24 protein-coding genes are annotated in these 25,894 nt (G+C 63.5%); 19 read left to right on the plus strand and 5 right to left on the minus strand.

The genetic code is table 11. The annotated features are described in order from the left end of the window. Window positions 1–36 precede the first annotated feature (36 nt). The 7 genes from HAP41_RS01960 to HAP41_RS01990 all read left to right on the plus strand — a co-directional run bounded on the left by HAP41_RS01960 (window position 37) and on the right by HAP41_RS01990 (window position 7,501). On the plus strand, window positions 37–1,752 hold the full coding sequence (locus tag HAP41_RS01960; RefSeq protein WP_224580538.1) for a type I secretion system permease/ATPase: 1,716 nt from the start codon (window positions 37–39) through the stop codon (window positions 1,750–1,752). Then, entirely contained in the window at window positions 1,749–3,110 is a 1,362-nt protein-coding gene (locus tag HAP41_RS01965; RefSeq protein ID WP_135213991.1) for an HlyD family type I secretion periplasmic adaptor subunit, read from the plus strand. Before HAP41_RS01960 ends, HAP41_RS01965 begins: the two co-directional genes overlap by 4 nt. Before the next feature lie 178 nt (window positions 3,111–3,288). After that, complete coding sequence (locus HAP41_RS01970) at window positions 3,289–4,371, plus strand: helix-turn-helix transcriptional regulator (RefSeq protein ID WP_224580537.1); 1,083 nt, start codon at window positions 3,289–3,291, stop codon at window positions 4,369–4,371. Window positions 4,372–4,400: 29 nt separating this feature from the next. Continuing rightward, the gene (locus HAP41_RS01975) at window positions 4,401–5,399 is read left to right on the plus strand and encodes a M23 family metallopeptidase (RefSeq protein WP_166061620.1); all 999 of its coding nucleotides are present in this window, start codon (window positions 4,401–4,403) and stop codon (window positions 5,397–5,399) included. 103 nt (window positions 5,400–5,502) lie between these two features. Next, window positions 5,503–6,318, plus strand: coding sequence for a 4-hydroxy-tetrahydrodipicolinate reductase (gene dapB, locus HAP41_RS01980; protein ID WP_028148808.1), 816 nt, complete (start codon window positions 5,503–5,505; stop codon window positions 6,316–6,318). 106 nt (window positions 6,319–6,424) lie between these two features. Next, window positions 6,425–7,048 (plus strand): 2,3-bisphosphoglycerate-dependent phosphoglycerate mutase, encoded by a 624-nt coding sequence (locus HAP41_RS01985; protein WP_014490847.1) that lies wholly within the window; start codon window positions 6,425–6,427, stop codon window positions 7,046–7,048. Between the two features lie 3 nt (window positions 7,049–7,051). Then, complete coding sequence (locus tag HAP41_RS01990; protein ID WP_166061619.1) at window positions 7,052–7,501, plus strand: hypothetical protein; 450 nt, start codon at window positions 7,052–7,054, stop codon at window positions 7,499–7,501. A 40-nt stretch (window positions 7,502–7,541) separates the two neighbouring features. Here HAP41_RS01990 and HAP41_RS01995 read toward each other — a convergent pair whose 3' ends face one another. Further along, window positions 7,542–8,438 (minus strand): methylated-DNA--[protein]-cysteine S-methyltransferase, encoded by an 897-nt coding sequence (locus HAP41_RS01995; protein ID WP_135213995.1) that lies wholly within the window; start codon window positions 8,436–8,438, stop codon window positions 7,542–7,544. A 55-nt stretch (window positions 8,439–8,493) separates the two neighbouring features. Then, window positions 8,494–9,027: a DUF2244 domain-containing protein gene (locus tag HAP41_RS02000; protein ID WP_166061618.1), complete on the minus strand. Its 534-nt coding sequence runs from the start codon at window positions 9,025–9,027 to the stop codon at window positions 8,494–8,496. Window positions 9,028–9,049: 22 nt separating this feature from the next. Here HAP41_RS02000 and nth point away from each other — a divergent pair, with 22 nt between their 5' ends. Genes nth through HAP41_RS02015 form a run of 3 tightly spaced genes read left to right on the plus strand, consistent with a single transcriptional unit; the run spans window position 9,050 to window position 12,643 of the window. After that, a complete protein-coding gene (gene nth / locus HAP41_RS02005; protein ID WP_166061617.1) occupies window positions 9,050–9,817 on the plus strand; it encodes an endonuclease III in 768 nt (255 codons plus the stop codon). A 56-nt stretch (window positions 9,818–9,873) separates the two neighbouring features. Then, a complete protein-coding gene (locus HAP41_RS02010; RefSeq protein WP_166061616.1) occupies window positions 9,874–11,028 on the plus strand; it encodes an HlyD family secretion protein in 1,155 nt (384 codons plus the stop codon). Next, window positions 11,015–12,643 (plus strand): MFS transporter, encoded by a 1,629-nt coding sequence (locus HAP41_RS02015; RefSeq protein ID WP_071908821.1) that lies wholly within the window; start codon window positions 11,015–11,017, stop codon window positions 12,641–12,643. Before HAP41_RS02010 ends, HAP41_RS02015 begins: the two co-directional genes overlap by 14 nt. Window positions 12,644–12,649: 6 nt before the next feature. Here the strand turns inward: HAP41_RS02015 and HAP41_RS02020 are convergent, their stop codons facing one another. The 3 genes from HAP41_RS02020 to HAP41_RS02030 form a co-directional block, all read right to left on the minus strand. Further along, window positions 12,650–13,390, minus strand: coding sequence for a sulfate transporter family protein (locus HAP41_RS02020; protein WP_063980234.1), 741 nt, complete (start codon window positions 13,388–13,390; stop codon window positions 12,650–12,652). A 191-nt stretch (window positions 13,391–13,581) separates the two neighbouring features. Continuing rightward, window positions 13,582–15,504 (minus strand): S8 family serine peptidase, encoded by a 1,923-nt coding sequence (locus tag HAP41_RS02025; protein ID WP_166061615.1) that lies wholly within the window; start codon window positions 15,502–15,504, stop codon window positions 13,582–13,584. 63 nt (window positions 15,505–15,567) lie between these two features. After that, complete coding sequence (locus tag HAP41_RS02030; protein WP_166061614.1) at window positions 15,568–16,740, minus strand: phosphorylase family protein; 1,173 nt, start codon at window positions 16,738–16,740, stop codon at window positions 15,568–15,570. Between the two features lie 287 nt (window positions 16,741–17,027). On the opposite strand from HAP41_RS02030, the gene HAP41_RS02035 reads away from it, so the two are divergent. The 9 genes from HAP41_RS02035 to HAP41_RS02075 all read left to right on the plus strand — a co-directional run bounded on the left by HAP41_RS02035 (window position 17,028) and on the right by HAP41_RS02075 (window position 25,846). Further along, window positions 17,028–18,671, plus strand: coding sequence for a S53 family peptidase (locus HAP41_RS02035; protein WP_166061613.1), 1,644 nt, complete (start codon window positions 17,028–17,030; stop codon window positions 18,669–18,671). Window positions 18,672–18,974: 303 nt separating this feature from the next. Then, entirely contained in the window at window positions 18,975–20,180 is a 1,206-nt protein-coding gene (locus HAP41_RS02040; RefSeq protein ID WP_166061612.1) for a site-specific integrase, read from the plus strand. 385 nt (window positions 20,181–20,565) lie between these two features. After that, on the plus strand, window positions 20,566–20,823 hold the full coding sequence (locus HAP41_RS02045) for a hypothetical protein (protein WP_166061611.1): 258 nt from the start codon (window positions 20,566–20,568) through the stop codon (window positions 20,821–20,823). A 5-nt stretch (window positions 20,824–20,828) separates the two neighbouring features. After that, on the plus strand, window positions 20,829–21,098 hold the full coding sequence (locus HAP41_RS02050) for a helix-turn-helix domain-containing protein (RefSeq protein WP_166061610.1): 270 nt from the start codon (window positions 20,829–20,831) through the stop codon (window positions 21,096–21,098). A 109-nt stretch (window positions 21,099–21,207) separates the two neighbouring features. Beyond that, the gene (locus HAP41_RS02055; RefSeq protein WP_166061609.1) at window positions 21,208–22,188 is read left to right on the plus strand and encodes a ParB N-terminal domain-containing protein; all 981 of its coding nucleotides are present in this window, start codon (window positions 21,208–21,210) and stop codon (window positions 22,186–22,188) included. Window positions 22,189–22,427: 239 nt separating this feature from the next. Then, a complete protein-coding gene (locus tag HAP41_RS02060) occupies window positions 22,428–23,324 on the plus strand; it encodes a helix-turn-helix domain-containing protein (RefSeq protein WP_166061608.1) in 897 nt (298 codons plus the stop codon). 148 nt (window positions 23,325–23,472) lie between these two features. After that, a complete protein-coding gene (locus HAP41_RS02065) occupies window positions 23,473–23,859 on the plus strand; it encodes a hypothetical protein (RefSeq protein WP_166061607.1) in 387 nt (128 codons plus the stop codon). 419 nt (window positions 23,860–24,278) lie between these two features. Then, complete coding sequence (locus tag HAP41_RS02070) at window positions 24,279–25,334, plus strand: hypothetical protein (RefSeq protein WP_166061606.1); 1,056 nt, start codon at window positions 24,279–24,281, stop codon at window positions 25,332–25,334. A gap of 323 nt (window positions 25,335–25,657) precedes the next feature. After that, window positions 25,658–25,846: a hypothetical protein gene (locus HAP41_RS02075; protein ID WP_166061605.1), complete on the plus strand. Its 189-nt coding sequence runs from the start codon at window positions 25,658–25,660 to the stop codon at window positions 25,844–25,846. Window positions 25,847–25,894 lie beyond the last annotated feature (48 nt).

Raw genomic sequence — 25,894 nt, forward strand, 5'->3', positions numbered from 1 at the left:
CGTGGTGTGATCCCAGCATCTGGTCAGAGATTGCTGGTGGCCTTGATTCCGGGACGATTCGCCTTGGTGTGGATCGTCTGTTTCAGCGTGTCCGTAAACCTGCTGCTGCTGGTCGTACCTTTCTATTCCATCGAAGTGTTCGACCGCGTGCTCAGCAGCGGAAGCGTCGAGACGCTTGTCGGCCTCACCGTCATCGCCGTCGGCGCTCTCGCCTTCAGCGCCGCCTTCGACACGTTTCGTAACCGCCTGTTGAGCCGGTTCGCGGTCGGGGTCGAGCACTGCCTCGCTCCGATCATCCTTGAAGGCAGCATCACCGGTGCGGCGCCCGGCGACGGCCGGCAGCACGATCTCGTCAAGCTTCGCGAGTTGAGAACTTTCCTGTCGAGCGGAACGGTCACATCGCTGATCGATGCTCCGTTCCTCCCGGTGTTTATTCTCATCCTGTTCTTCCTGCACCCCTGGTATGGCGTCATAGCCCTGATCGGGGTGGGGGTCCTGCTGGCGATGGGTGTTGCAAGCCACTGGATCGCGCGCGGGGAAATTGCGCAGGCTTCGCAGGCCGCGTTGAAGACGCAGGCGTTGCTCGATGGAATCGTCCGGCACTCCAGCGTGGTGCGGGCGATGGGCTGGACCCGGGGCGCCATCCGCGCGTTCATGAGCCTCAATGACGAAGCCCTGTCTCCGGTGGTGCGGGCCAGCGAACGCATCTACACGATTAGCGCCGCCGCGCGAATGGTCAGGACCATCCTGCAGATTGCCGCGATCGGCGCCGGTGCCTGGCTCGTGCTCCAGAACGAGGTGCTGTCCGGCAGTCTGATCGCGAGCTCGATCCTGATAGCGCGCACATTGCAGCCCATGGAAGGATTGGTCTCGGCCTGGCGCGCGTTGGCATCTGCGCAGGACGCGTGGACGCAGGTCTGCAACGCCGCGATGCCGGTGCTTGCGCGTCCGCGGAAGACGTTGCTTCCGCCGCCAGCCGGCATGCTCAAGGTCGAACGGGTGACATTCCGGATTGGCGGGACGCAGCGTCCCATTCTCGCGGGCATATCCTTTCAATGCCGGCCGTCCGAGCTTGTCGTCGTGATCGGGCCGACCGGCGCCGGAAAATCCACATTGCTGCGCTTGATGGCAGGCCTCGATCGGCCGACCAGCGGTACGATCCGGTTGGACCACGCAGCACTCCATACCTGGGATCCCGACCAGCTTGGGCAATTCGTCGGCTACCTCCCCCAGGACGTGCAGCTCCTGGAAGGAACGGTGGCCGAAGCCATTGCCGGGTTTGATGAATACGCACGGGACGAGGCCATCGTCGCCGCGGCCATGCTCGCGCAGGCGCATGAGATGATCCTGTCCCTTCCGGCCGGCTACCAGACCGAGATCGGCCGCGACGGCTGCAGGCTATCCGGCGGCCAGCGTCAACGCATTGGTCTTGCACGCGCCTTCTTCGGCGATCGCAAATTGATCCTGCTGGATGAGCCCAATGCCAATCTCGACCCGGACGGCGAAGAAGCGTTGTGCTCCGCCATTCAATCGGCCAAAGCGCGCGGCGCGGCGTCGGTGATCGTCACTCACCGGCCGCGGCTGTTGACCATCGCCGATGCCGTGTTGCTGCTGAGGGACGGCAACCAGGTCGCCTTCGGACCGCCATATGATGTTCTTCGCGCCCAGCGGCCGGCACCGGTACCGGGTTCGCCAGGGCTCCCGCGCAATGTCGAACCTCAGAGGTTGCCAGGCAGGAGGGTCATTCCATGACGCAGACCGGTCATGCCCCCGCGATGTCCGCGCCTGTTGCCGGTCCGTCGAAGACCTGGCCGACGGAGCAACCGCGATCCGACATGCGACGGATCATCGCATGGGGCTGTGTATTGCTCGTCCTGCAATTTTGCGGCTTCGGCTTGTGGGCAACCACGGTTCCGCTCCGCGGCGCTGTCGTGGCCCCGGGATTCATCAAGGTCCATTCGAAGCGCAAGGCTGTGCAACATCTGGAAGGCGGAATCATCAAATCGATCTATGTCCGGGAGAACGATCACGTCGAAGCCGGTCAACTCATTGCACGGCTCGACACCGCGCAGATCGAAGGGAGCCTTGGTTCCCTGGAAACCAAGTTCTTTGCTGATCTGGCGATGGAGGCCCGGCTGTCGGCGGAGCAGGACGGTGCGAAGTCAATCCGGTTTCCGGACGAATTGCGGGAAAGTGCGGCGCGTCTCTCCGCACGTATCGCCATTCAAACCCAGGAGGCCGAATTTGCTGCGCGACTGGCCGCGATTGAGAACGAGCGCAAGGTGATCGATCAGCAGATGCTGCAAAACGCGGACACCATCCGCGGCCTGCAGAGCAACACCCAAGGGCTTGAACAGCAACTCAAGCTGTTGCGGGAAGAAATCGCCGACACGAGTTATCTCCTCGCAAAGGGCCTCGCCCGGAAACCACGTTTGCTGGCCTTGCAACGCGCCGAAGCCGAGGCCACCGGACAGGTCGATCGCAATGCCGCGTCAATCTCGGAGATGCAGGGCAAGATCGCGGAGTTGCAGGACAGACGCCGGCAACTGGGGTTCAACCAAAATCAGGATATCGCCAAGCAGCGGCATGCGACGAGCGAGGAGATCGGCGACCTCAGACATCGAATTGCCGCGTTGCGTGCCCAGCTTGTCCGGTCTGAATTGCGTGCCCCGGAAAGTGGAAGGATCGTTGGCCTCAACAGCAGGGACCTCAATGCCGTGCTTGGACCTCGGGAAACCCTTTTGGAAATCGTTCCGATGCAAGATCGGCTTGTCATCGAGGCGACATTGAAGCCTGCCGATCGGGAAGAGGTTTATGTCGGACAGATGGCGCGTGTGCGGGTTCACGCGCTGAACATTCGCCGCCGGCCGATGCTCGAGGGAAGGGTGGTCGGCGTTGCGGCAGACGCACTGACCGACACCCATTCCGGCGACAGCTCCTATTTGGCCGAGGTTGAGCTCGACCCCAACGCGCCGACGGCCTCCTACATCTCCACATTGATGCCTGGAATGCCTGTCGAGATATTTGTCGAGACGGGGGAACGAACCTTTGCGGAATATCTTTTGCAGCCGATGACGTTACGGATCAACCGTGCGTTCAGGGAGAATTAAGCGCTGGTAAGGGGTGGGCCGGCCTATGAGGGAGGCGACCGTGCATGAGTGCAGTAAGGCACTACCTTCCGCACAGGATGATTTTCGTTCCGATTGCGTCGAGCGCGCCTCGAAGCAAGGCAATGACGGATGCGGTCCGTCTGGGTCTTGTCCGGAGCCACGCCCGCAACAGGCCGCAATGGAATATTTCGCGAAGGCCATGGCGGAATTGCTCGGCTGCCGGAGCTGCTACGTAGCCATGCTATCCGCCTCCGGGCTGGAAGAAGCCAGGATCGGAGATGCTCCTGCCGATCCGTCATGCGCGGCGATGGTTGAGCGATTTGCGCGCAAGGGTACAGCCGAGGACGTCGCCTCGCTCGAGCCGATCAATTCCCGGACCTCCTTCGTCCGCAAGTTGATCGGCGCGGAACCCCCGGTAAAGAGTCATTCAGTCATTGGCAGGTTTGCTTCCGATGAGCGAACCACGGTCGTGTTCGTGGCTGGATGGCGACCGGCCGCGCTTGCGGCATCGGAGATTCCGGGCTTGGCGCATACCGTGCGCCCGTTATGGAAGGCTGCTCATTCACTTGCCCGGCAAGCGCCGGGGCAGGTCGATGCGCAACTCTGGCTCGAAGAGCTGACCTTTCCCGCCATCGTCGTGGACCAGGGCCTGCACATTTACGCAGTCAATCGTGGTGGACGCGTGCTGCTTGCCAAGCGCGAGCTGCTCAGGATGGAAGGAGGCAGGCTTGCTGGCTCATGCGCTTCCGTGACCGAGAGCTTGCGGGGGGCAATCGGGAAAGTGCTCATCGAGAGCGGGACTCATGGATGGTTCAACACTACGGTACCGCTTTCGACGGATCGTCAGCAATTCGCCTTCGCCAAGATCGGCGCTGTTCCAACGCATGACAAGCTGGGACAGGCCCTCATCGTCGTGCCGCAATTCGATGACGTGCAGGGCGCGCACTGCATCGCATCTGCCTTCGGCTTGAATTGGGCTGAGGAAAGAATCGTCGCCCGGATTCTTCAATTCCAGTGCCCTCGCGATATTGGAGCCGAGCTTGGGCTGACCGAGGCAACGGTGCGAACCTACACCAAGAGGATCATGCTCAAACTGGGGATCAATCGGCAGTCGGAGTTCTTTCTTCTGTATCATCTCACCCAGTCGCCTTTTGGCGCCGGCAGGCGCGAGAACTGGGTGAGCCGGCCGGCCTCCGAGGGTCGATTGGACGAAGAGGGTCCGATGAGATTGCGGACGGCTGGCAAGCATTCGCCTGACTGAGTACGGGGTTCTCCGCGATGTCGAGGCGCATGAGCTGCGCAGGTTTTCTCTACCGGGCGTTCGCTGCCTTGGCATTGGCCGGGGCCGGCTTCCCTGCACATGCCCAGAGCATTCAATTGGCGCTGCCGATTGCCTGCGAGCCTGGCCGCACCTGCTACATCCAGAATTACACGGATCTCGATCCGTCGCGGTCGGCGCGAGATTACAAGTGCGGCACGCTGACTTATGACGACCACAACGGCACCGATTTTCGTTTGCCCTCACTGGCAGCGCAAAAGGCCGGCGTGGACGTGCGCGCGGCGGCAGGCGGTCGCGTTCTTCGTACACGCAATGACGCGCCGGACGGCGCTTTCACAAAATCGGGACGCGAAGCGGTGCGCGAGGCCGAATGTGGCAATGGCATCGTCATCGAACATCCGGAGCAGTGGGAAACCCAGTACTGCCACCTCGCCGCCGGCAGTGTGTTGGTCAAGCCTGGAGACAAGGTCGACCTCGGACAGCCGATCGGCCGTGTCGGGCTCTCCGGCCTCACGGAGTATCCTCACCTGCATTTCACCGTGAGGCACAATGGCGCGGTGGTCGATCCCTTTGCGTATGGTGTTCGCCCCGAGTCTTGCGAGGGCGGTCAATCGCTCTGGCTTGCTGCCCTCCGCCCGAAACTCGAGTACCAGGAACGAGCCATCCTCAATGCGGGCTTTACGACGGGGCCGGTCACGATGGAACTCATCGAGGACGGCAGTGCCGAGAGCCAAAAGCCGTCCGCCGGTTCGATGGCGATCGTCGCGTTCGTGCGGGCCATCGGGCTGAAGGCGGGCGATGCGCAATGGCTGGTCATCAAGGATCCCCTCGAGAACGTCATCGCGGAAAATCGGTCTGCACCACTTCAGGCCAACAAGGCGCAATTCATGCTCTTTGCGGGGAAGAAGCGACCTCCCGGGGGGTGGGAACGCGGCTCCTACAAGGCCACTTATGTTGTCGAGCGCGATGGTCAGATCGTGCTCAGGAAAGACCTGGAGCTCATGCTCTAGCGTTGCATCTGTGCTTGGGGAGACCCGCGCCACGGGCCTTTTGAAGGCCTGATCGGTTGCCGGAACGGCCCGCTCCCGCTATAGGGCGTGGAGAGGGTGAACCATGTCCGATATGCGTTTGATTGTTGCTGGGGCAGGCGGCCGGATGGGCCGGGCGCTGGCACGAGCGATTGCCGACACCGAAGGCGCGGTGCTGGCGGGAGCCCTGGAGGCGCCCGGCTCGGAGCTGCTCGGCAAGGATGCCGGCGTACTCGCGGGCCTGCCGGCCAACGGCGTCAAACTCTCGGCCGACCTCTGGGCGATGTCGAAAGATGCCGACGGCATCCTGGATTTCACCGTGCCGGCCGCGACCATCGCCAACGTCGCGATCGCGGCCGAGCGCGGCATCGTGCACGTCATCGGCACCACCGGACTGTCGGCCTCCGACAACGCCGTGATCAAGAGCGTCACCAACCGTGCGGTCGTGGTGCAGTCGGGCAATATGAGCCTGGGCGTCAATCTGCTCGCCGCGGTGGTCAAGCGCGTCGCCAAGGCACTCGACGAGAGCTTCGACATCGAGGTCGTGGAAACCCACCACCGCATGAAGATCGATGCGCCCTCGGGCACTGCGCTGATGCTGGGCCAGGCCGCTGCCGCCGGCCGCGGCATCTCGCTCGATGAGCATTCGGATCGCGGCCGCGACGGCATCACCGGCGCGCGCAAGCCGGGCGACATCGGCTTTGCCTCCTTGCGCGGCGGCACCGTCGCCGGCGAGCACAGCGTGACCTTCCTCGGTCCGTTCGAACGCCTGACGCTGTCGCATCTCGCCGAAGACCGCATGCTGTTCGCACACGGCGCGCTCAAGGCGGCGCTGTGGGCGCATGGCAAGAAGCCGGGGCACTACTCCATGGCCGACGTGCTCGGTCTCGCAGACATCTGAGCGAGCCGGAGCATGAACCGGACCCGAAGGGCCGCGTTAGCGCAAGATGTGAAGCGGCTTTCCGCCAAGATCATTCCTCAACAATAACCTGAATGGAAAGCAGTCAATGAGCGAACGTCTCCTCGTGCTCGTGCGCCACGGTCAGAGCGAGTGGAATCTGAAGAACCTGTTCACGGGCTGGAAGGATCCTGATCTCACCGAGCTCGGCGTGAAGGAAGCCACGGAAGCCGGCCGCAAGCTGAAGGCACAGGGCCTCGTGTTCGACGTCGCCTACACCTCGGTCTTGACGCGCGCGCAGCACACGCTCGATCTCATTCTCGGCGAGCTCGACCAGAAGGGCCTGCCGACCTCCAAAGACCTCGCGCTGAACGAGCGCGACTATGGCGATCTCTCCGGCCTCAACAAGGACGACGCCCGCAAGAAATGGGGCGAGGACCAGGTGCTGATCTGGCGCCGCTCCTACGACGTGCCGCCGCCCGGCGGCGAAAGCCTGAAGGATACGCTGGCGCGCGCGTTGCCCTATTACGTGCAGGAGATCCTGCCCGGCGTGCTCAACGGCAAGCGCACGCTGGTCGCCGCCCACGGCAATTCGCTGCGCGCGCTGATCATGGTGCTGGAGAAGCTCTCGCCCGAAGGCATTTTGAAGCGCGAGCTCGCGACCGGTGTGCCGATCATCTACCGGCTCAACGCGGATTCGACGGTGGCCTCAAAGCTGGATCTGGCGGGGTAGTCCATGAATGCGCAGCTTCCTGACCTGTCAAACGAATGGGGTAAAAAAAAGCTGCGCAATTGGATGGCGAACGCTAAGCGCCTAAAGCGCGATGATGTTTATCATGCAGCGTTTCGCCAGCTTTGCCGAATTGAAGGGCGCAATATTGACGATCCACTGGAATCTGAGTTTGCGGTCGTGATGCGAGCCTTGGAAGAAGCCTTGTCGGAAGAAAGCGGCACGACAAAGCGTCTGAGCAGGACTCGTCAGAAACTAGGCAGAGTTGGCGTAAGGCAAACGTTGGCCGACTTGGCAATGAAGCCCACACCCTCGACGGGCTTCTTGAAGTTGGTCGAGTTTGGAATGGCCAAGGAGCTGTCCGCAGAGGCACTAGTTATCAAGTACTCAAGCGAATTTTCTTCAGAGACGGTGGAAGCCGCAAAGAAGCGCTTGGCAGATTACGGCATTTCTTGAATGCTGCTGTAGCTCAGCTTCTGCACATCTCGCGTAGAGCTCACTGCATCCCCAGCTGCCCGGCCTCCCAGCCCAGCATCGCCTGCTTGCGGGTGATGCCCCAGTGATAGCCGGTGAGCGTGCCGCTCTTGCCGAGCGCGCGATGGCAGGGCACGACGAACGAGACCGGGTTCTTGCCGACCGCAGCGCCGACGGCGCGTGAGGCCTTCGGGCTGTTGATGTTGCAGGCGATGTCGGAATAGGACACCGCGCGACCCATCGGGATCTTCAGCAGCGTCTCCCACACCCGTACCTCGAAATCGGTGCCGATCATCACCACGCGCAGCGGCTGGTCCGGCCGCCACAGCTTGGTGTCGAAGATGCGCTGTGCGAGCGGTGCGGTGCCTTCGTGATCCTCGACGTAAGTTGCGTTGCGCCATCGCCGCGTCATGTCGGCGAGCGCGACCTTCTCATCACCGGGATCGGCGAACGCAAGGCCTGACAGGCCGCGGTCGGTGGCGATCACGATCGCCGTGCCAAAGGGCGAGGGATGGAAGCCGTAGCGCAGCGTCAGGCCCGCGCCGCCGTTCTTCCATTCGCCGGGCGACATCGCTTCATGGGTGACGAAGAGATCGTGCAGCCGGCCCGGTCCTGAAAGACCTGAGTCGAGCGCGGCATCGAGAATGCTCGCGGAGTCCCGCAACAGTCCCTTGGCGTGATCGAGCGTCAGCGCCTGCATGAACGCCTTCGGCGTGATCGAGGCCCAGCGGCGGAACAGATGGTGCAGCTCATCCGGCGTGACGCCCGCCGCATCCGCCATCGCTTCGATGGCCGGCTGGGTGCGCCAGTTCTCCGAGATGAATGCGATCGCCCGGCGCACGGAGTCGTAATCGCGCAACGCGGCGTTCTGGGAGCCCGGCTTGGCCAGGCGCTGGTCATTTATGGCGAGTGTCATCATGACTGGAAATGTAGGCGTGGCGCCGGGCCGAAACCACCCGATTTCCGATCCGGACTCAGGAGACCGGGTTGTAGGTCGGGCCGCGCTTGGCGGCGTTCAGGGCCTCAACCAAGCCTTTGTAAAAACTTGCTTTTTCGTCCGGGCCGAGGAAGCGGGCGATCTGGATCTGGTGGCCGCGCGAGATCAGATAGAGATGCTCGATGCCAAAATCCTCGTCGACCTCCATGTCGAGGCGGACCCAGAGCGGATGGAACGTCCATTCGGCGACCTGGCCGCGATGACTGACGCGCCGCACCCGCAGCTCAGACGTCGTGACCGAAATCTCCTCGCGCGCCCGCGCGGTGCGGAAATTAGCCTTGAAGGCCCACCAGATCACCAGCACGTCGAGGCCGAAGAAGCCGAACACCGGCCACGCACCCATCATCAGGAAGGCGAGGCCGGTGGCAAAGCTCACCACGCTCAGGAACAGCATCACGGCGAGGAAGCCGGTGCGGTTCAGCGAGCGGTGCGGCGTCAGGAGCGCGGAGAAGATCTGAGGCTCCGTCTCGCTTTCAGATCGCCCGCGCTCAATTTCGTTGCCTGTGCTCATCGTCCCTCAGTATATCCGGATCATGGCGAAAATCACCCGCAAGCCGGCCCCGCGCAAAGCGTCCGTGCCGAAGAAAAAGGCAAAGGCGATAGTTGCGAAGCCGAAGGCTCCCGCCAGGAAATCGCTCAAGGCCACAAGACCCAATTCTACCAAACCTTGGACGCCGGCCGAGATCCACGAGGTCTTCAGCCGTTTCCGCAAGGCCAATCCGGAGCCGAAAGGCGAGCTCGAGCACGTCAATCCGTTCACGCTGCTGGTCGCGGTGGTGCTGTCGGCGCAGGCCACCGATGCCGGGGTCAACAAGGCGACACGCGCATTGTTCGAGATCGCCGACACGCCGCAGAAGATGCTCGACCTCGGCGAAGAACGCTTGCGCGAATACATCAAGACCATCGGCCTCTATCGCACCAAGGCCAGGAACGTGATTGCGCTGTCGGCAAAGGTGCTCAGCGAATTCGGCGGCGAGGTGCCGCGCACGCGCGCCGGGATCGAATCTCTGCCAGGCGCCGGGCGCAAGACCGCCAACGTGGTGCTCAACATGGCCTTCGGCGAGCACACCATGGCGGTCGACACGCATGTCTTCCGGGTCGGCAACCGCACCGGGCTCGCGCCCGGCAAGACGCCACTCGAAGTTGAGCTCGGTCTCGAAAAGGTGATCCCGGCCGAGTTCATGTTGCACGCCCATCATTGGCTGATCCTGCATGGCCGCTATACTTGCCTCGCCCGCAAGCCGCGCTGCGAGGTTTGCCTGATCAACGATCTCTGCCGGTGGCCGGAGAGGACGGTCTGAGGTGGCGCCGTCGTTTCGGGGGGCGATGTGAAGCAAGCCGGTTTTGGGGACATGTCGTGAGTCAGCAAGAACAAATCTCATCGCCATCGCCACCGCCACCGCCACCGCCGGCCGCGGCACCGGCTCCGCCGCCGAAGCCGACACAGCGGCCGGCGAGCTCGCTCTGGGGCCGGCTCGCGATCCCCCTGTTCGCCGTGATCGTCGCGCTCGCCTTCGTGGCACTGGCGACGCTGCGCTTCGACGAATGGGTCGGCAACGCCGTGGTCCAGACCACCAACGACGCCTATGTGCGCGCCGATCTGACGCGGCTTGCAAGCCGCGTCTCCGGCGAAGTGCTGACCGTCGGGGTCTCCGACTTCCAGCGCGTCAAGGCCGGCGATCTCCTGATCCAGATCGATCCCGCCGACTACCAGGCCCAGGTCGCGCAGTCCGAGGCCGCTGTCGCCGCCGCGCAGGCCGTGCTCGACAATCTGAGCAACCAGGTCGAGCTGCAATATGCGACCATCGCGCAGGCGCAGGCCGCGCAGCTGTCCGCGGAAGCGTTGGAAGTCGAGGCCCGGCAGGAGCAGGATCGCCAGAAATCCCTGACGCAGACGGAAGCCGGCACGCGGCAGCGGCTGGAACAGGCCGTCGCGGGCTATGCGAAGGCGCAGGCCGACGTACGTGCCAGTCGCGCCGTCATCGCCGCGCAGCAGCATCAACTCGAAGTTCTGCAGGGCACCAAGAAGCAGCGCGCCGCCGATGTCGCGGCGGCCAAGGCGACGCTGGCGAGCGCGAAGCTGAAGCTCGGCTATACCAGGATCACCGCGCCGTTCGACGGCGTCGTCGGCGAGCGCCAGGTGCAGCCCGGCGACTACGTCAACATCGGCACCAACCTCATCAACGTGGTGCCGCTGCCGAAGGTCTATGTGATCGCGAATTACAAGGAGACCCAGCTCACGCATGTCGCGCCGGGCCAGCCGGTCGAGATCACCGTCGATGGCTTCCCGTGCGAGAAGCTGCGCGGCAAGGTCGAGCGCATTGCGCCCGCGACCGGCGCGCAGGTGGCCCTGCTGCCGCCGGACAATGCGACCGGCAATTTCACCAAGGTCGTGCAGCGCATTCCCGTGCGCATCCAGTTCGACGACAACCAGCCGCTGCTGGCGCGGCTGGTGCCGGGCATGTCGGTCGTCACCAGCATCGACACGAAGGCCGCGAATGGCGGAAAATGACGATGCCGGCCGCGGACCTCTGTCGCGCGGCGGCATCGCGCCACAGCCGTTGTTTGCCGTGGCGGCGGTGCTGCTCGGCTCGTTCCTCGCCAATTTCGACAGCCGGCTGACCACGGTTGGTCTGCCGGACCTGCGCGGTGCGTTCTCGCTCTCGTTCGACGAGGGCGCCTGGCTTTCGACCGCAGGCATCGGCTCGCAGATCCTGATTGCGCCGGCGGTGGCGTGGCTCGCGACGGTGTTCGGCCTGCGCCGCGTGCTCGGCATCCCGAGCCTCGTCTACGCCGCGGTGTCGCTGATCATTCCCTTCGTGCACGATTATCCGACGCTGCTCGCGCTCAGCGTCGTTCATGGCCTGCTGCTCGGCACCTTCGTGCCTGCGACGCTCATGATCGTGTTACGAAACCTGCCGATCCGATGGTGGGTGCCGGCGATCTCGCTCTATTCGATCCGGGTCGGCTTTGCGCTGGATACGTCGAGCTCCCTGGTCGGCTTCTATGTCGACCATCTCGGCTGGCAATGGATGTACTGGCAGAGCGTCGTGATCGCGCCCTTGATGGGCCTGATGGTTTATCTGGGCACGCCGAGCGAGCCGGTGAACCGCACGCTGCTGCGCGAGGCCGATTGGGGCGGCATGCTGCTGCTCGGCGCCGCGGTCTCGATGATCTATGCCGGCCTCGACCAGGGCAATCGCCTGGACTGGCTCAACTCGGGGACGGTGATGGCGCTGCTCGTCAGCGGTGTGGTGCTGTTCGCAGGCTTCCTCGTCAACGAGTCGCTGGTGCGACAGCCCTGGGCGCATGTGAACGTGCTGTTCTCGCGCAATGTCGGGTTGGGGCTGATCTTGATCCTGCTCTACACGCTGACCAGCCTCTCCAACTCGTCGCTGGTGCCGAATTTCCTCGGCAATGTCGTTCTGCTCCGGCCGGAGCAGAGCGGGATGCTGCTGCTCACCTATGGCGCGCTGCCGATGTTCGTGCTGGTGCCGATCTCGATCTGGCTGCTGCGGCATTTCGATACGCGGCTCGTCGTGGTGCTGGGTTTTGCCTGCTTTGCCGCGGCCAATCTCTGGGGCACGCAGCTCAGCCATGTCTGGGCGCGCGAGGATTTTGTCGGCATCGTGCTGCTCCAGGCGATCGGGCAGTCGCTGCTCCTGCTGCCGATCATCATCACGCTGCTGTCGAACGCCGATCCGAGCCGCGCCACCTCCTTTGCCGCCTACATCCAGATCATGCGGCTCGGCGGCGCGGAGATCGGCATCGCGCTGATGGGAACGTGGCTGCGCGTGCGCGAGCAGGTCCATTCCTTCTATCTCGGCCAGGACCTTGTGGTCGGCAATGCCGACGTGGTGGGTAGGCTCAAGCAGCTCGCCGATTACTTCGCGGCCCACGGCACCGGCATGGCGCAGGCGCGCGCGGTCGGCACGCTCGCGGGCCTGGTGCAGCGCGAGGCCAATGTGCTCGCCTATATCGACGGCTTCTGGCTGTGCTTCTGGCTAGCGATGGTCGCGCTCGGCGTCGTCGCGCTGATCACCCGGGCGCCACCGGGCCCGTTCACGCCGGCGCCGTTCGGCTTCGCCAAGATGCTGCTGCGCAAATGCGGGGTGCAAGTGAACTGAGAGGCCTCACCGCATCTGCCGCGCCGGCTCGATCAGCTCGGGCCGCGGCCCCGACAGGCGCTTGTGCATGTGGACCATGAACGCCATGCCGAAGATCGGCGTCGCCAGATTGACGATCGGGATCGAGACGAAGGCCGCAATGAAAAGGCCGGCGGTGAAGATGGTCGCGGCGTTGTCGCGCCGCATCGCCCTGGCCTCCTCCGGCGAACGGAAGCGCATCGCGGCGAGCTCGAAATATTCGCGCCCGAGCAGCCAGGCGGCGGCGACGAAGAAGATCAGGAATCCGGCACCGGCGAACAGGACCAGCGGCAACGCCACCAGATAGACCACGATCGTCAGCAGCGCGGTCTTGACGCCCTCGTAGATCGCCTGGCTGAACGGCAGCGCAGCGCCCGGCCGCTCGGCGGGATAATGCTCGCGCTCGACGATGTCGGCGACGTCGTCGACGAACAGGCTCGCCACCAGCGAGGTGATCGCAGGCATCAGGAACACGCCGCCGAACACGACGCCGAGGCCCGCCGTGATCGAGACGATCCAGGCGAGGACCTCGAGCGAGGAATGCCAGCTCGGCCCGAGCAGGCCTTCCAGCCAGACCTCGCCATAGGTCGCAAACCAGCTCAGCAGCCGCTGCAAGCCGATCGCCAGCACGATGATCAGCACCAGTGCAAGCCCGATCGATCGCCACAGGATCGAGCGCATCGGCGGCGAGATCAATTGCGACAGCGCCTTTACGGCGGCATCCAGCATCGGAGTACCTCTCTCCAAAACCACCCGCGAGAGGTAGACATGCGCGGAAGGTTCGACAAGAGGTCGAGCCTTCCGGGACAGATTGCCGCGCCTGGAGCTTGGTTTCTGAGTGAATCAGAACGGAAGCTCCGGGCTCTTGTTTTGACGCGTTTTCCTCACGCGGACCGGCAGCCACTTCGCTTGAAGACGCTCTAGCTTACCCTGATGACGAGGGCGTAGTTCTGCGGCGCCACGGCGATGGAATGAGCGATGACCGAAATCACCGCTTCGCCGGGCGGCAGATTTTCGAAGCTGACCTGCTCCACATTGTTCCTGCGGTCGAAGTCCTTCGAGGCGGCCGGCATGTTGCCATGGCGTTCCTGCTTGTTGGCCACCACGACGAGATCGAGGTCGCTTTGCAGGCCTTCGCCGGGCGGATCGGTCCAGACCAGCGTCACCTTCAGGCGGCTGCTTCCCGCCGGTATCGTGACCGTGCGGTCTTCGCGGTCGCCTGCGTCCAGCTTCTTCCTCTCGTCGAAGAACTGCAGCTCTTCGTTCGCGGCATGGGGGCCGACCACGGCCTGAACGTCGACCCGGCCGAAGCCCTGACTGTTGCTTGCGACGGACCCCGCCTCCGACGGCTGGTATTGTCCGGCAAGACTGCGCGCTCCGTTGATGATGAGCGCCTTGAGCAGTGCGGCGCTCGGCGACTTCAGTCCCTCGCTTTTCCTCAGGAACGCTCGGATCACCGCGACGGACCCGGCCACCAGCGGCGTCGCCATGCTGGTGCCGCCCTCGAACATGTAGAGCGGGTCTTGCGAGAGCTTCCATCCCTTCGAGTTCGTGGCGCGGGAACGGGTTGACAGAATAAAGGATCCCGGCGCCACGACGTCCGGCTTGATGCGTTCGTCGTTGGTGGGTCCGCGGCTGCTGAATGCCACCATCCCTTCGGGATTGTTGGCCACACGATCGGAGCTGATCGGCGTGGCCGGAAAATCGCTTGGCCACGCCCTGCCGTAGGTCATGGCCTCGTTGGGACGATTGTTCTCGCATGCGCCGATGGTGAGGCAGTTCTTGGCCGTACCGGGCGGGGTCACGGAGTTGGGGTCGACCTGGCCATTGCCATCCTTGTCGCTGCCCCAGGAGTTGGAATGGATTCGCGCCTTGTCCGTCTTGTAGGGCGGACCGAACAGCGCATCGAGGCTGTCGGGCAGGCCGCCGAGGTTGCCGCCGCTGTCGAGCACGGATTGCAGAACCAGCTTTGCGCCGGGAGCCGTGCCGCGGATCGGGCCGTCGCTTTTCGATACGCCGTCGCCGAGGGCGGAACCCGCGACATGGGTGCCGTGACCGTCAGGATCGTCTTTGCGCCCAGGCCGGCCGAGCGCGTAGAGCTTCTTGACGCGCCCCTTGAAAGCCGGGTGCGTGTTCGTGGTCGATCCCTTGTCGAAACCGGTATCGGCGATCGCGATGATCTCGCCCGCGCCTTCGCCGCCATTGCTGGGCGTCGCCGCGGGAACGCGAAGAATGCCCCGCGCGATGTTGTTGAGCAGCTTGCGGGGAAAGACCTTCTCGACGCTGCGCACCTCGTCGAGCGCCGCGACGTCGGCAAGACGGCGCATCTTCAGCGTCACACGCACCTTGGCCGTGCCCGGAACGACGTCGTCAAGCTGCACATGCGCCGCTTCCGCGATCTTCTTTGCAGCGGCCTTCACGCCGACATTGCGGTGGAGCATGACGTCGACGGTCACGCTGGTGCGGTCGAGCGCCGCCGGCTTTGCCGCAAGCGCGCGCGCCGCAGCGACGCCTCCGGGTTGGGTGTCAAGGTTGCGCAGTGCCGGCGCGATCTTCACGATGCCCGGGTAGAGGTCTGCCCATGTCACGAACGGCAGTTTCCGCACCTTGTCGAGCCCGGCCGCCGGAAAGTGACAGATGACGGCGCTGCCCGGGACGGCTTCCAGGATCTCGGCGCCGGCCTTGGCAAGCCGCCCTCTGCGCTCGGCGTTGAGCGGCTGGTTGGTCTGCACGATGATGTAGTCGGATTCCTTCGCATTCGCATGATCCAGCGAAAGCGCCGCGCGTTCCGCGTGCGGAGCCGAAGGATCGATCGTGATGCCGTTGATCGTGATCTGCGCCATGGCCGTTCCACTTTCCCTGATTGATCGTCCGTCCTTTGTCGTCTGCGCTGGCCGGATCGCTCGCTAGGGCTCCGCCGCGATGCTGGCCCAGCAGGTGATGGCGCTACAGACCGTGCTCCAGCGGCCGAACCCCTTGTAGATCTGGGCGGCGATCTGCTCCTGCTGCTGCAAGGTGCCTTCGGCCTTGATCTGCGGATCGGAGACGTTGCGGATCGCGAGCCAGCGCGGCGCCTTGTCGCCCATCTCCTGCGCGACCAGGCCAAGGATGGCATCGCCCATTTCGGAGACGTCGCCGAGCCCCTGGAGATGGAAGTGGTCGTCCGAGGTGTCGAAGCCGAAGAAGTCGGTGGTGACCACGGAGGAGGACAGGCCGCTCGGCTTCACGACGAAGATCTTCGGCGCCCTTGTGTTGTCCTTCGGCAATTGCCCGGCATTGGCCTTGAACAGCGTCTTGGCCTGCGCGAACTTCTTCGTCACGGCGGATCTGCTGGAAAAATGCTCCTGCGCGAACGGCTGCTTCTTGAACTTCGACAGGCAGTCGAAGCGAACGATCGGACTGACGACGACGTCACCGACCTCGAATTCCTTGCCGATGCCGCCGGCCGTGCCCGTGGTGATGACGAGCGTCGGCTGCACCTCGGTGATGATCTGGCGCCAGACGTCGATGTTCGGCAGCTGCGGGCCGTCCTGCGACATGTGCGAATCGGATTTGAAGATCACGACCTTCTTCTTGCCGATCGTGGTGGTCCAGTAGGTGCCGAGCCGTTTCAGCTCCTTGGCCGGACACCCGTTGCGCATCTTCTTGGAGATGGCCGCGTAATTGTGCGTGTAGGGTACGTAATCGTTGCGGGAGTCCTTGCCCGGCGTCAGCACGCGGCTGAGGGCGTGCCCCTCGTCGACGGTCCAGGTCACGACCAGCACGTCGGCGCGCGGCAACGGTCCCTTGCCGTTGTCCTTCGGCTTCGGCCCGGTTTGCGGCGCCAGCCCCTTCGGCCAGGCAATGTCGGTGAAGCGCGACAGCCCGGTCGAGGTCGAGAAGGCCATGAACTCGCGGCCCTCGCTCGACTCGGAATCGAAATCGATGATCTCGCGCCGAAAGTCTTCGGTCGTGACCTTCGCGGATTTCTTCACCGCGCCCTTGGCCACGCGTTTCACCACGAAGGTGTCGGGCGGGGGCGGCGTCGTGATCGGATCGAAACCGAGATTTCTCTCGACCCATTTGCGGTCAGCACGCATCGCATTGTCTCCGCCAAATTGATTTCCAGACGTCTGATTTCGACAAACGTCTTCCGTTGGTCGGCCAGACAAGCCAACGGTTGCAATTTTAAATCGAAATCCTTGTCGTCGAATGGTCGTGAATATTGACCGATTCCGTGCCGATCTGAGCCAGTCGGATGTTGCCCCTGCCAAACAAGAGGTTTTCTGAAAAAATATCGCTCAAATGCCTGAACCAATTTGGGTTTGAGATTGCACCTATAGTTGAGGTGCGACAATCTGCCTTCCAATCACAAACGGAGGAAGTCATGGCAAGCTCGACCACGCGCGTGACGCTGGCGAACAGCGCACGGAAATTGCCGAAGGGGGCCAAGCTCGTCGGCGCGGCCGATCCCAAGCAGGAAATCGAGATCAGCGTCCGCCTGCGCGCGAAGCGTGCCGACGATGAGCAGGTGATGCCGCTCGGCGCGCAACCGCCGCGCGAGCGGCAGTATCTCTCGCGTGCCGAGTTCGGCGCAGAGATGGGCGCGGATACCGCCGACGTCGCCAAGATCGACGATTTCGCTCATCACCACGATCTCAACGTCAAGAGCGTGCATCTGGCGTCCCGCACCGTGAAGCTGACCGGGACGGTGAAGGCCATGAGCGCAGCCTTCGGCGTCAAGCTCAACAAGGTCAGATACGAGGGCGCGACCCATCGCATGCGTAAAGGTAGCGTGCAGATCCCGGCCGAGCTCGCAGGTATCGTGGTCGGCGTGCACGGCCTGGACAACCGGCCGGTGGCGCAACCCCACTTCCGCCGCAAGCTGCCGCAGAAGGGCGCAGCCGCACGCGCCGCGCAGGGCGGCAGCTTCTCGGTCGATCAGATCGCCCAGCTCTACAATTTCCCGGGCGGCGAGACCGGCGCCGGCCAGTGCATCGCCATCATCGAGCTCAACGACATCGACCAGAAGGGCCATCCCACGGGCGCCGGCTACAAAACGTCAGACCTGCGCACCTTCTTCAAGAAGGCGGGCATCGCGATGCCGAAGATCGCACCCGCGAGCGTCGACGGCGGCGCCAACAAGCCCGGCCATTCCGACGCCGACGGCGAGGTCGTGCTCGACATCGAGGTGGCCGGTGCGATCGCACCCGGCGCCAGGATCGTGGTCTATTTCGCGCCCAACACCACCAACGGCTTCATCGATGCGGTCAAGGCCGCCGTCCACGACACCGCGCGAAAACCTTCGGTGATCTCGATCAGCTGGGGCGGGCCGGAAGACCAGGAAGGCTCGCAGCAATTCGTCGACGGCCTGAACGAGGCGATCCGCGACGCCGCCGCGATGGGCGTCACCGTCTGCGTTGCCTCCGGCGACAATGGTTCGGCTGACATGGGTGCGGACTGGGACGGCAAGCCACATGCAGATTTCCCGGCCTCGAGCCCGTTTGCACTCGCCTGCGGCGGCACCAATCTGAAGGCGCCGAACGGCCAGATCAACGAGGTGGTCTGGAACGGCGGGCCGCAGGGCGGCGCAGGCGGCGGCGGCGTCAGCGTCGTGTTCCCGCGGCCGCAATACCAGGCCCAGGCCCATGTGCCGAAATCACCGACGCATCACAACGGCCGCGGGGTGCCCGATGTTGCCGGCGATGCCGATCCTGCGACCGGCTACCAGATCTTCCTCAACGGCGTCGGCACCACCATCGGCGGCACAAGTGCCGTGGCGCCGCTGATGGCGGGGTTGATCGCGCGCATCAACGAGGCGACGACGAAGAAATTCGGCAAGACCGTCGGCTTCATCAACCCGCTGATCTATGCCGCGCACACACAAGGCGTGTTCCGCGACATCACGGTCGGCAACAATGACATCACCGGCGATCTGCACGGCATGTACAAGGCCGGCCCCGGCTGGGACGCCTGCTCCGGCCTCGGCGTCCCCAATGGCGAAGCGCTGCAGAATTTGCTCTCGGCGTGAGGTTTGTCTCTTCCTTCTCCCCTTGTGGGAGAAGGTGGCGCGAAGCGCCGGATGAGGGGTGTGCTTCCGCGAGTTCAGAATTCGCGGAGAAATACCCCTCACCCGTCTCACCGCTGCGCGGTGAGCCACCCTCTACCACAAGGGGAGATTTTGCGTCCCACAGGGCATCATGATATGTCATGGGCTTCTATGTAACTCATTGATCTTTCAGAAACATCTCCCACTGCGTATCACGAACTATCACGCGTTGATACCCACGCATTGGGGACATTCTGGGGGACACCCGACGGGACCACGATCATCATGGCACGCAGCGTCTATTCCGACAAACTGAAGAACAGAACCAACCGGCTCAAGCTCGCGATCAGGAAGAAGCCCTACAAGGCGCAGGTCGCTCCCGGCATCTTCCTCGCCTATCGCAGAAACGAAGGACCGGGCACGTGGAGCGTTCAAGCCGGATGGCTGAAGCGGTTCGCCATCGCCGACGACTTCGAGAACGCCAACAACAAAAGCGTCATGACGTTCTATCAGGCGCAGGCGCACGCCCTGAAGATGGCGCGCGGCAGCGAAGGCGACAGCGACAAGCCGGTGACGGTCGCCGAAGCGATCGACGCCTATGAGACCGACCTCGCGGCGCGCGGCGGCATCAAGTACAACGCGACATCGCTTCGCGGGCATCTGTCCCCGGCGATGCTGTCAAAGGTGGTGATGCTGCTGACCGAGACTGAGTTGAGCGACTGGCGCAACGGGCTGGTCGCCAAGGGTCTCAAGCTGTCATCCGCCAACCGCATCGGCAAATCGTTCAAGGCGGCGCTGGCGCTCGCCGCCAAGCGCGACAAGAAGCGGATCACCAACAGCGCGGCATGGAAGGAGGGGCTCAAGCCGCAGAAGGCGAAGGGCAGCAACGCCCCACCGCGCGACAACTACTATCTGCCGGACGGCACCATCCTCGCCATCGTCCGCGAATGCTACGTTGAGGACGCCGATTTCGGCGCGCTGATCGACACGCTGGCCGGGACCGGCGTTCGCGAAAGCCAAGCGTTGAAGCTTTGGCCCGATGATTTGCAGGACGACGACGCCGAAGCGCCGCGCCTGATGATGCACTGCTCCGCCAAGGGCAGGGACCGCGATCCCGAACAGCGCGCGTTGCCGATCACGCCCAAGCTGGCCGAGATGCTGCGCGCGCGGGCGATTGCGCGAGGGGCGAACCGCCTGTTGTTCGACCGCATCTGGAATTTGTCGGCGCGCTTCCGGGCCGTTCTGGAGCGGCTCGACCTCGACCTCGACCTGTCGCTGACGCCGTACACGTTGAGGCATAGCTCCATCATCCGGCAAATCCGCAGCAACACGCCGCTGCGCCTCATCGCCTTCACCCACGACACCAGCGTTGTTGAAATCGAGCGCACCTATGCGCGCTATCTGAACCACGCATCGGACGATGCGCGGAAGGGGCTGCTCGCCGACGCGATGCCGCCTGCGGACAACGTGGTCCGGTTGGCGCGAGGATGAGACAGCGACTGGGCTGGGGGCTCAACGAACCCCCGGCCCGTCACGGCGTGGGGGACAGCGATCAAACCTCACAGCCACATCTTTCTGGGAGATTGGAATTTCGCTGGGCAGGGCATTAGATCGGCGCGTTCATCACACCGACAAAACTTGACCATTTTCGTGGCTGACTTTATCGTCATGAAGCTAGCAACTAACCGGCGACGGTCTGTTGCGGCCATTCCACGCAGCAGAGCGATCTTTGGGTTGCTCCACGCGGAATGCATCAGAGCAACGGCTCGATGAAATAGCGGTATTGCGGAGCCCATGAGTGGCTGACTGATCCGTCCGACCGTGCGCAAGCAGCACGGAAGTTTCCACACGCGGAAGCCCGGAGAGGTTCAGTCAAATGTCCGATCAATCCATCGTCAGTTCGTCCTCCGCCGCGCTGCGTTCAGCGCGCGGCGCTGCTGCGCGCGGCAGAAACGCAAGGCGGGTCGCGGGCAACGTCAAGCTGGTCATCATGATCCCGCCCGATGTCCGGAAGTGGCTGGAAAACCGCGCGACCTATTTTGGCGCGACGATCAGTTCTGAGGTGTCCCGCTGTTGCCGCGCCCGCATGGAGGAAGAAGCGGGCACGACGCCTCCGGCTGATGCCGCGAAGTGATGCCCATGAGCCACCATGAGGCCAAAATGCGCGACGACGTTCAAAATGAATTGGTGCCGCTGGCTGACCGATTTTCGCTGTCCCCGGAGGAAGCGAGCGCGCTGACCGGGATCGGGACGACACGCATTCGCGAGGCCGCCGCCAGCGGCGATCTGCAAGCCCGCAAGCACGGCACGCGCACGATCATCCTGCCGGACGATCTGAAGGCATGGCTCAAGTCGCTGCCGAAGGTGGCGAAAAAGCAGCCGCCGCAGGTCGAGACAACCACCACCTGAAACGACAGCGCCAGCCGAGCAACTCGGCTGGCGTTCGCATATCGATGGGTCGTATCGTCTCTGCCTTGGAACAGCAGCGACGATGTACCTCTAAAACGGGGATGCATCAATGCCGAACAACTCCAGCCGCAACAAGCAACCGACAAGCTGGCGCGACGTGATCCCGGTCCATCCCGCCGCCGATATGCTCCCGGAGATGACCGCCGACGAGAAGAAGGTTCTCGAAGAGGACATCAAGAAGAACGGGCTACGCGTTCCTGTCGTGGTTTGGAAACCACAAAAAGATAGCCCGGCGCAGTTGCTCGACGGCCGCAACCGGCTCGACGCCATTCAGGCGGCCGGTATCACCATCTACGTCGAGGAGGGCGACGAACAGCATATCACTCTGTACCGACGTGATGCGGAGGACAAATGGTGGCGAATTTCTACCCAAGCGAATGGTGGTGCCGAAATTGGCTTCGACCCCTACGCCTTCGTCATCAGCGCCAACATCCACCGCCGCCACCTGACCGCCGAGCAGAAGCGCGAACTGATCGCCGCAGTGCTGAAGGCGCAGCCGGAGAAGTCGAACCGGCAGGTGGCGAAGGCGGTTGGCGTCAGTCATCCGCACGTCGCCGCCGTCCGGGCCAAACTCGAAAAGTCTGGCGACGTGGAAACGGTTACCACGTCGATCGACACCAAGGGCCGCAAGCAGAAGGCGCACAAGCCGGTCGCCGACAAGCCGCACGATAGCGCCGATGATGCTGGTGGTCGCGCCGAGCCGGTTCGGGAGCCGCGATTTGACGAGTTCAAGAACAGCAAAGGCAAAATCAAATCAAGCTGCGACTTCAATCCCGAAGACCCCGACGATGTTGCCGAGCCGGGTGACAGCGACGAGGTAATTCGTCATCGCATTTTTATGCACCATGCGTCAGAGGCGTTGCGGCATGCACGCGCCATTGCTTCGCTGCGGCAGAAGGCGGCACCGCAAGAAATCACCGACGACATCATTGAGGCCGCATCTCAAGCCGCCAAGGCGTGGTCGAAGCTGATGCAGGCGCTCGATCCCGTCAGGGACGCCGATGCGACGATGCAGGAGGCAACGACGTAGCGACCAGCACTAACGGTGAACGCGGTCCACGCATTACCGGCGTGACCGCGTTCTAAACTAGCACCATCCCCTGATCTTGCGCCGGGCGGGCGGTCGATCAGGATCATCCTCTCCCAGCTTTCCACGGCGTCGAAGGGACGCGCGAAAACTATGTCATCACAGTCCCGCACTCAAGCTCGAACCATCAACCAGCCGATCGACCCAGCCGACGCGATGGCGTGCTCTCTCGGAGACGAGCCATGAGCAGCGGCCAGCCGATCTCCGGGCACAGGGGCCGCGATCAATGGATTTGTGCGATCCTCACCCACCATGACCTGATGACGCCGCTCGAACTCCGGGTTGCTGTCCGGCTCGGCATCTTCTTCAACTGCAAAACCGGCCAGTGCGATCCCGGCTATGCGAGGCTCGCGAAAGAGCTTTGCATTTCACCTCGCTCGGCGCGGCGGTGTGTTGCCGCGCTGGTTTCTTACGGCTTGGTCGGTCGCGATGAAGGCGCTGGCGGAAGCCACGATCAGAAGCAGAATTTCTCTCTGTTCATGCCTGTACGGGGGACCGACAGCATGTCCCCCGTACGGAGGACCGCCAGCGTGTCCCCCGTCGAGACGGAACAACCGGATCGGCACGGGGGACAAAAACACGGGGGAACGGGGGACCAAAACAGGGTGGGACGGGGGACAATACGCCGTCCCACTAAAGAACCTGATGAACCTGAGGAACCTGATAGCTCGGCGGTCCCCGCCGAGCGCACCACCGATGCCGTTAGAGAGAGTGCTTCCAACAGCACCTCCCAAGACGCGTCACTTCCCGCGACGGATGGACCTGTACCGCGCACCGCTCACGCGGCGCTGAAACAACCGCTGGCAGAGCAAGAGCAACCACCACCTGGCCGAGCCACTTCTAAAAAAATGGGGCGTCCCGTGAACGCGGACGCGGACCCCGCCTTCGCCGAAGTCTACCAGCGTGGCCGTGAAGTCCTTGGTGACGACGCCGACGCGGTGATCACCGAGTTGCTCGCGGCCCACGACGGCTACGCTGAGTGCGCGCTCGACACGCTGGCCGTCGCCGATGAGGAGAGCGATCCGCGCCAGTACATCGAGAAGGACATTGAGGCTGCGCGCAGGACCGGCAGGCAATGAGGACCGAACGAGAACCGAGAGACACCACCGGCCCGTCTCATGCAGAGCGGGCCGATGATGCCAGCACCGAAGGCTGGATAGTCATCGCTGGACCAGACTACCACGATCAGACATGATCGCATGAGCAACGTGACCGGGGGGTGGTGACATGAGTACCCGTCACGAACGTCGCCGTTACCGGCGCGAGGCGTCCGGTGCGCTATTGACCTATCTGGTCGATATCGATGATCCGCTCGATGCTCATCCACTTTTGCAACGCGCTGCACGCTACTGGGGTGATGGTCTCTCGATACCCCCACATAGAGAATGCGTGACCTGCGGCGTTCAGATGTCAGGCAGGAAGTATGTCGGGGCATTGCTCCTCACCACGCCAGCAATCATTAAACCGACTACCGCCAGCGTCTTCGGGGTCTGTCGCGCGTGCTGGCTTATTCGCGATCTTTCACTGGAGGTGATAGAGCGTAAGGCAACGGAGGTGCTGCAGCCGGTGGTGCCCAACGGGAGGTTCGAGCCTCTTCGAGATACGCGACGATGAAGCCGGTTCGACCATCAACATTTCTAGGCGCGTTTCCGGTTGGTCGCGGGCATCCCACCCCCGCTGAAATGCTTTCGCGAGACGAGCGCGATCGATATTTGATCGCGGCGGCGGATCGATATTGCGTTGGGCTGAGCGACAATGCAGCGGCGGACGTTCTGCTCGCCGGACTGACGAGATTTCGAGAAACCGCATGGCGCAACGATGGTCCAGAGGCGCTTTGTCCCCCTCGCCATCGCGGCACCATCCGGGAATTTTTCTGGATGATCCTGAAGGCCAGGGATCGTTTGCCCGGCTTGCGCCTCGTTCGCGAGGTCCTGCGGGCGAGCGAGCGAGATCGGGGCTGAAGCGGACCCGGTATTTTTTGCCAACTGCCTGCGTCACCGTGTCTCCGATCATCATCGCGATGGAGGCGACACATGAGCTTCGAACCCGGACCCGCAAACCCGCAACCGTTTTCTGCTGGGGTGTACCTCCAGTCGCAACTCGACGTGATCGAGTGGCTGCCCCCCGCTGCTGCCGAACGGCTGCGGCTGCTGCGCCAGCGTGCCGCCGATGCGCATCGGCTCATTCCAGAGTTCGAGACTGTTCGTGAAGCGAGCATGGCGCGCATTGAAGCCGAAAATCGGCTGAAGACGTTGCTGGCCCATCCGCAGGATTTTGGCCGCAACCTCAAGCCGGATGATCCGCTCGTCAAAACCGCAACCAAGCATCTCGAAAAGATGACTACCGATTTGAAGCGACTGACCGAATTGCGGGAGGTGCGGTCGGCGGCATGGCAGGCAGCATCCGCCGCGCTGGTTTCTTGCGAGAACTGGCTACGCGATGGCAGGCCGCACGGCACCACGCTTGAGGAGATCGAGACTGAACCGCCAAAGCTGAACAAGGGCGAGGATGTTCTTTCGGGCATCGAACGCTTTCGCCGTCGCGTCCGCGAGTTGCGCGCCGATCTGCATCGCATCGCGTCCGCGCCTTACCCGTCGAGCCACGCAAAGGCGAAGATGCGTGCGCAGGTCGAGGCATTGGCGCAGCGTGGAGCGCCATCGGTCTCGCGCCTTGTCGAGCTTGATGGGCCGGTGGATTTCCAGATGCAGAGTCTGACATCGGAGGTTCACGCGGAGCGTCGTTCACTGGCCTTCACCGAAACAGCCGACGCGCTGGCGCTGGTCGCATGGCTGCATCGTGATGCGCTGATCGCCGCGCTTGATCGCGAGATCAGCACCGAAGCCGATGATAAGGCCGCGCTGTCGCATGAAGCGCGCCAAGTTGCCGCCAGCGAAGCGCAGGGCGATTTGATCGACATCGAAAGGCAGGAAGCTGAACTTGTGGCTTCAGCGCAGATTGCCGGTCTGCCGATCGAGCATCGCGGCGACATCAACCCGCTCGCGCTGCTTGGTCTGCGGCTGATCACGGCACCGCGCCCAGACGCATCGCCGGAAACATCGCCGGGGCTTTCGTGGCTGTTGCGCCGATGAACACCAATCGTGCAGCCGGTGGGCTCGCTGCCTGCTTCCTCACCGGCATGCACGGGCGCGGGACTGGTCTGTCAAGCAGCCCGTCCCGCGCCACCCTCTACCACGAACCGCGCCGCCGGGCACTTGGCATGCCGGGCGGCGCGCAGGGCGAGGCATCTGCTGGCGCGGATGTCTGGCTCCAGGCGGAACGCACGCTCCTGCGTTCCGCCCACCAAAACGCGACGGGGCCATGTGGCCAAGGCGGCGAGCCGTCGCGTCAGGGTCGAGGTGCTGCTGACGCGGCATCTCGACCCGCCTCTTTCGATCCTTGACGTGAGACCGTGATGACCGACGCCACCGACATCGTCCGCACTGAGATTGCCGCGATCGACAATAGAGCCTGCTACAGCGGTTTTGACGTAGGTCGGGTGTCAACACCCGCCCGGACCGAAAAAACGAATGTGAGCCGCCTCGCTGACTCGGCAAGCCGCCGTTCAGGCGAAGTGTCCGACATGCAGGAGGCGGCGGAGTGATCCGGCGTAGCCCCCGCAGACGGCGCTCGCCCATGTTCGCGATGTGGC

It is taken from the genome of Bradyrhizobium barranii subsp. apii, from assembly GCF_011516635.5.
Classification (GTDB): domain Bacteria; phylum Pseudomonadota; class Alphaproteobacteria; order Rhizobiales; family Xanthobacteraceae; genus Bradyrhizobium; species Bradyrhizobium barranii.

Coding starts and splice junctions, on each gene's coding strand:
- HAP41_RS01970 (WP_224580537.1), top strand. CDS start 3,289: ATGGAATATTTCGCGAAGGCCATGGCGGAATTGCTCGGCTGCCGGAGC.
- HAP41_RS02030 (WP_166061614.1), bottom strand. CDS start 16,740: ATGCGTGCTGACCGCAAATGGGTCGAGAGAAATCTCGGTTTCGATCCG.
- HAP41_RS02050 (WP_166061610.1), top strand. CDS start 20,829: ATGAGCCACCATGAGGCCAAAATGCGCGACGACGTTCAAAATGAATTG.
- nth (WP_166061617.1), top strand. CDS start 9,050: ATGGCGAAAATCACCCGCAAGCCGGCCCCGCGCAAAGCGTCCGTGCCG.
- HAP41_RS01995 (WP_135213995.1), bottom strand. CDS start 8,438: ATGATGACACTCGCCATAAATGACCAGCGCCTGGCCAAGCCGGGCTCC.
- dapB (WP_028148808.1), top strand. CDS start 5,503: ATGTCCGATATGCGTTTGATTGTTGCTGGGGCAGGCGGCCGGATGGGC.
- HAP41_RS01990 (WP_166061619.1), top strand. CDS start 7,052: ATGAATGCGCAGCTTCCTGACCTGTCAAACGAATGGGGTAAAAAAAAG.
- HAP41_RS01985 (WP_014490847.1), top strand. CDS start 6,425: ATGAGCGAACGTCTCCTCGTGCTCGTGCGCCACGGTCAGAGCGAGTGG.
- HAP41_RS01975 (WP_166061620.1), top strand. CDS start 4,401: ATGAGCTGCGCAGGTTTTCTCTACCGGGCGTTCGCTGCCTTGGCATTG.
- HAP41_RS02040 (WP_166061612.1), top strand. CDS start 18,975: ATGGCACGCAGCGTCTATTCCGACAAACTGAAGAACAGAACCAACCGG.
- HAP41_RS02015 (WP_071908821.1), top strand. CDS start 11,015: ATGGCGGAAAATGACGATGCCGGCCGCGGACCTCTGTCGCGCGGCGGC.
- HAP41_RS02065 (WP_166061607.1), top strand. CDS start 23,473: ATGAGTACCCGTCACGAACGTCGCCGTTACCGGCGCGAGGCGTCCGGT.
- HAP41_RS02060 (WP_166061608.1), top strand. CDS start 22,428: ATGAGCAGCGGCCAGCCGATCTCCGGGCACAGGGGCCGCGATCAATGG.
- HAP41_RS02035 (WP_166061613.1), top strand. CDS start 17,028: ATGGCAAGCTCGACCACGCGCGTGACGCTGGCGAACAGCGCACGGAAA.
- HAP41_RS02075 (WP_166061605.1), top strand. CDS start 25,658: ATGACCGACGCCACCGACATCGTCCGCACTGAGATTGCCGCGATCGAC.
- HAP41_RS01965 (WP_135213991.1), top strand. CDS start 1,749: ATGACGCAGACCGGTCATGCCCCCGCGATGTCCGCGCCTGTTGCCGGT.
- HAP41_RS02070 (WP_166061606.1), top strand. CDS start 24,279: ATGAGCTTCGAACCCGGACCCGCAAACCCGCAACCGTTTTCTGCTGGG.
- HAP41_RS02000 (WP_166061618.1), bottom strand. CDS start 9,027: ATGAGCACAGGCAACGAAATTGAGCGCGGGCGATCTGAAAGCGAGACG.
- HAP41_RS02025 (WP_166061615.1), bottom strand. CDS start 15,504: ATGGCGCAGATCACGATCAACGGCATCACGATCGATCCTTCGGCTCCG.
- HAP41_RS02045 (WP_166061611.1), top strand. CDS start 20,566: ATGTCCGATCAATCCATCGTCAGTTCGTCCTCCGCCGCGCTGCGTTCA.
- HAP41_RS02055 (WP_166061609.1), top strand. CDS start 21,208: ATGCCGAACAACTCCAGCCGCAACAAGCAACCGACAAGCTGGCGCGAC.
- HAP41_RS02020 (WP_063980234.1), bottom strand. CDS start 13,390: ATGCTGGATGCCGCCGTAAAGGCGCTGTCGCAATTGATCTCGCCGCCG.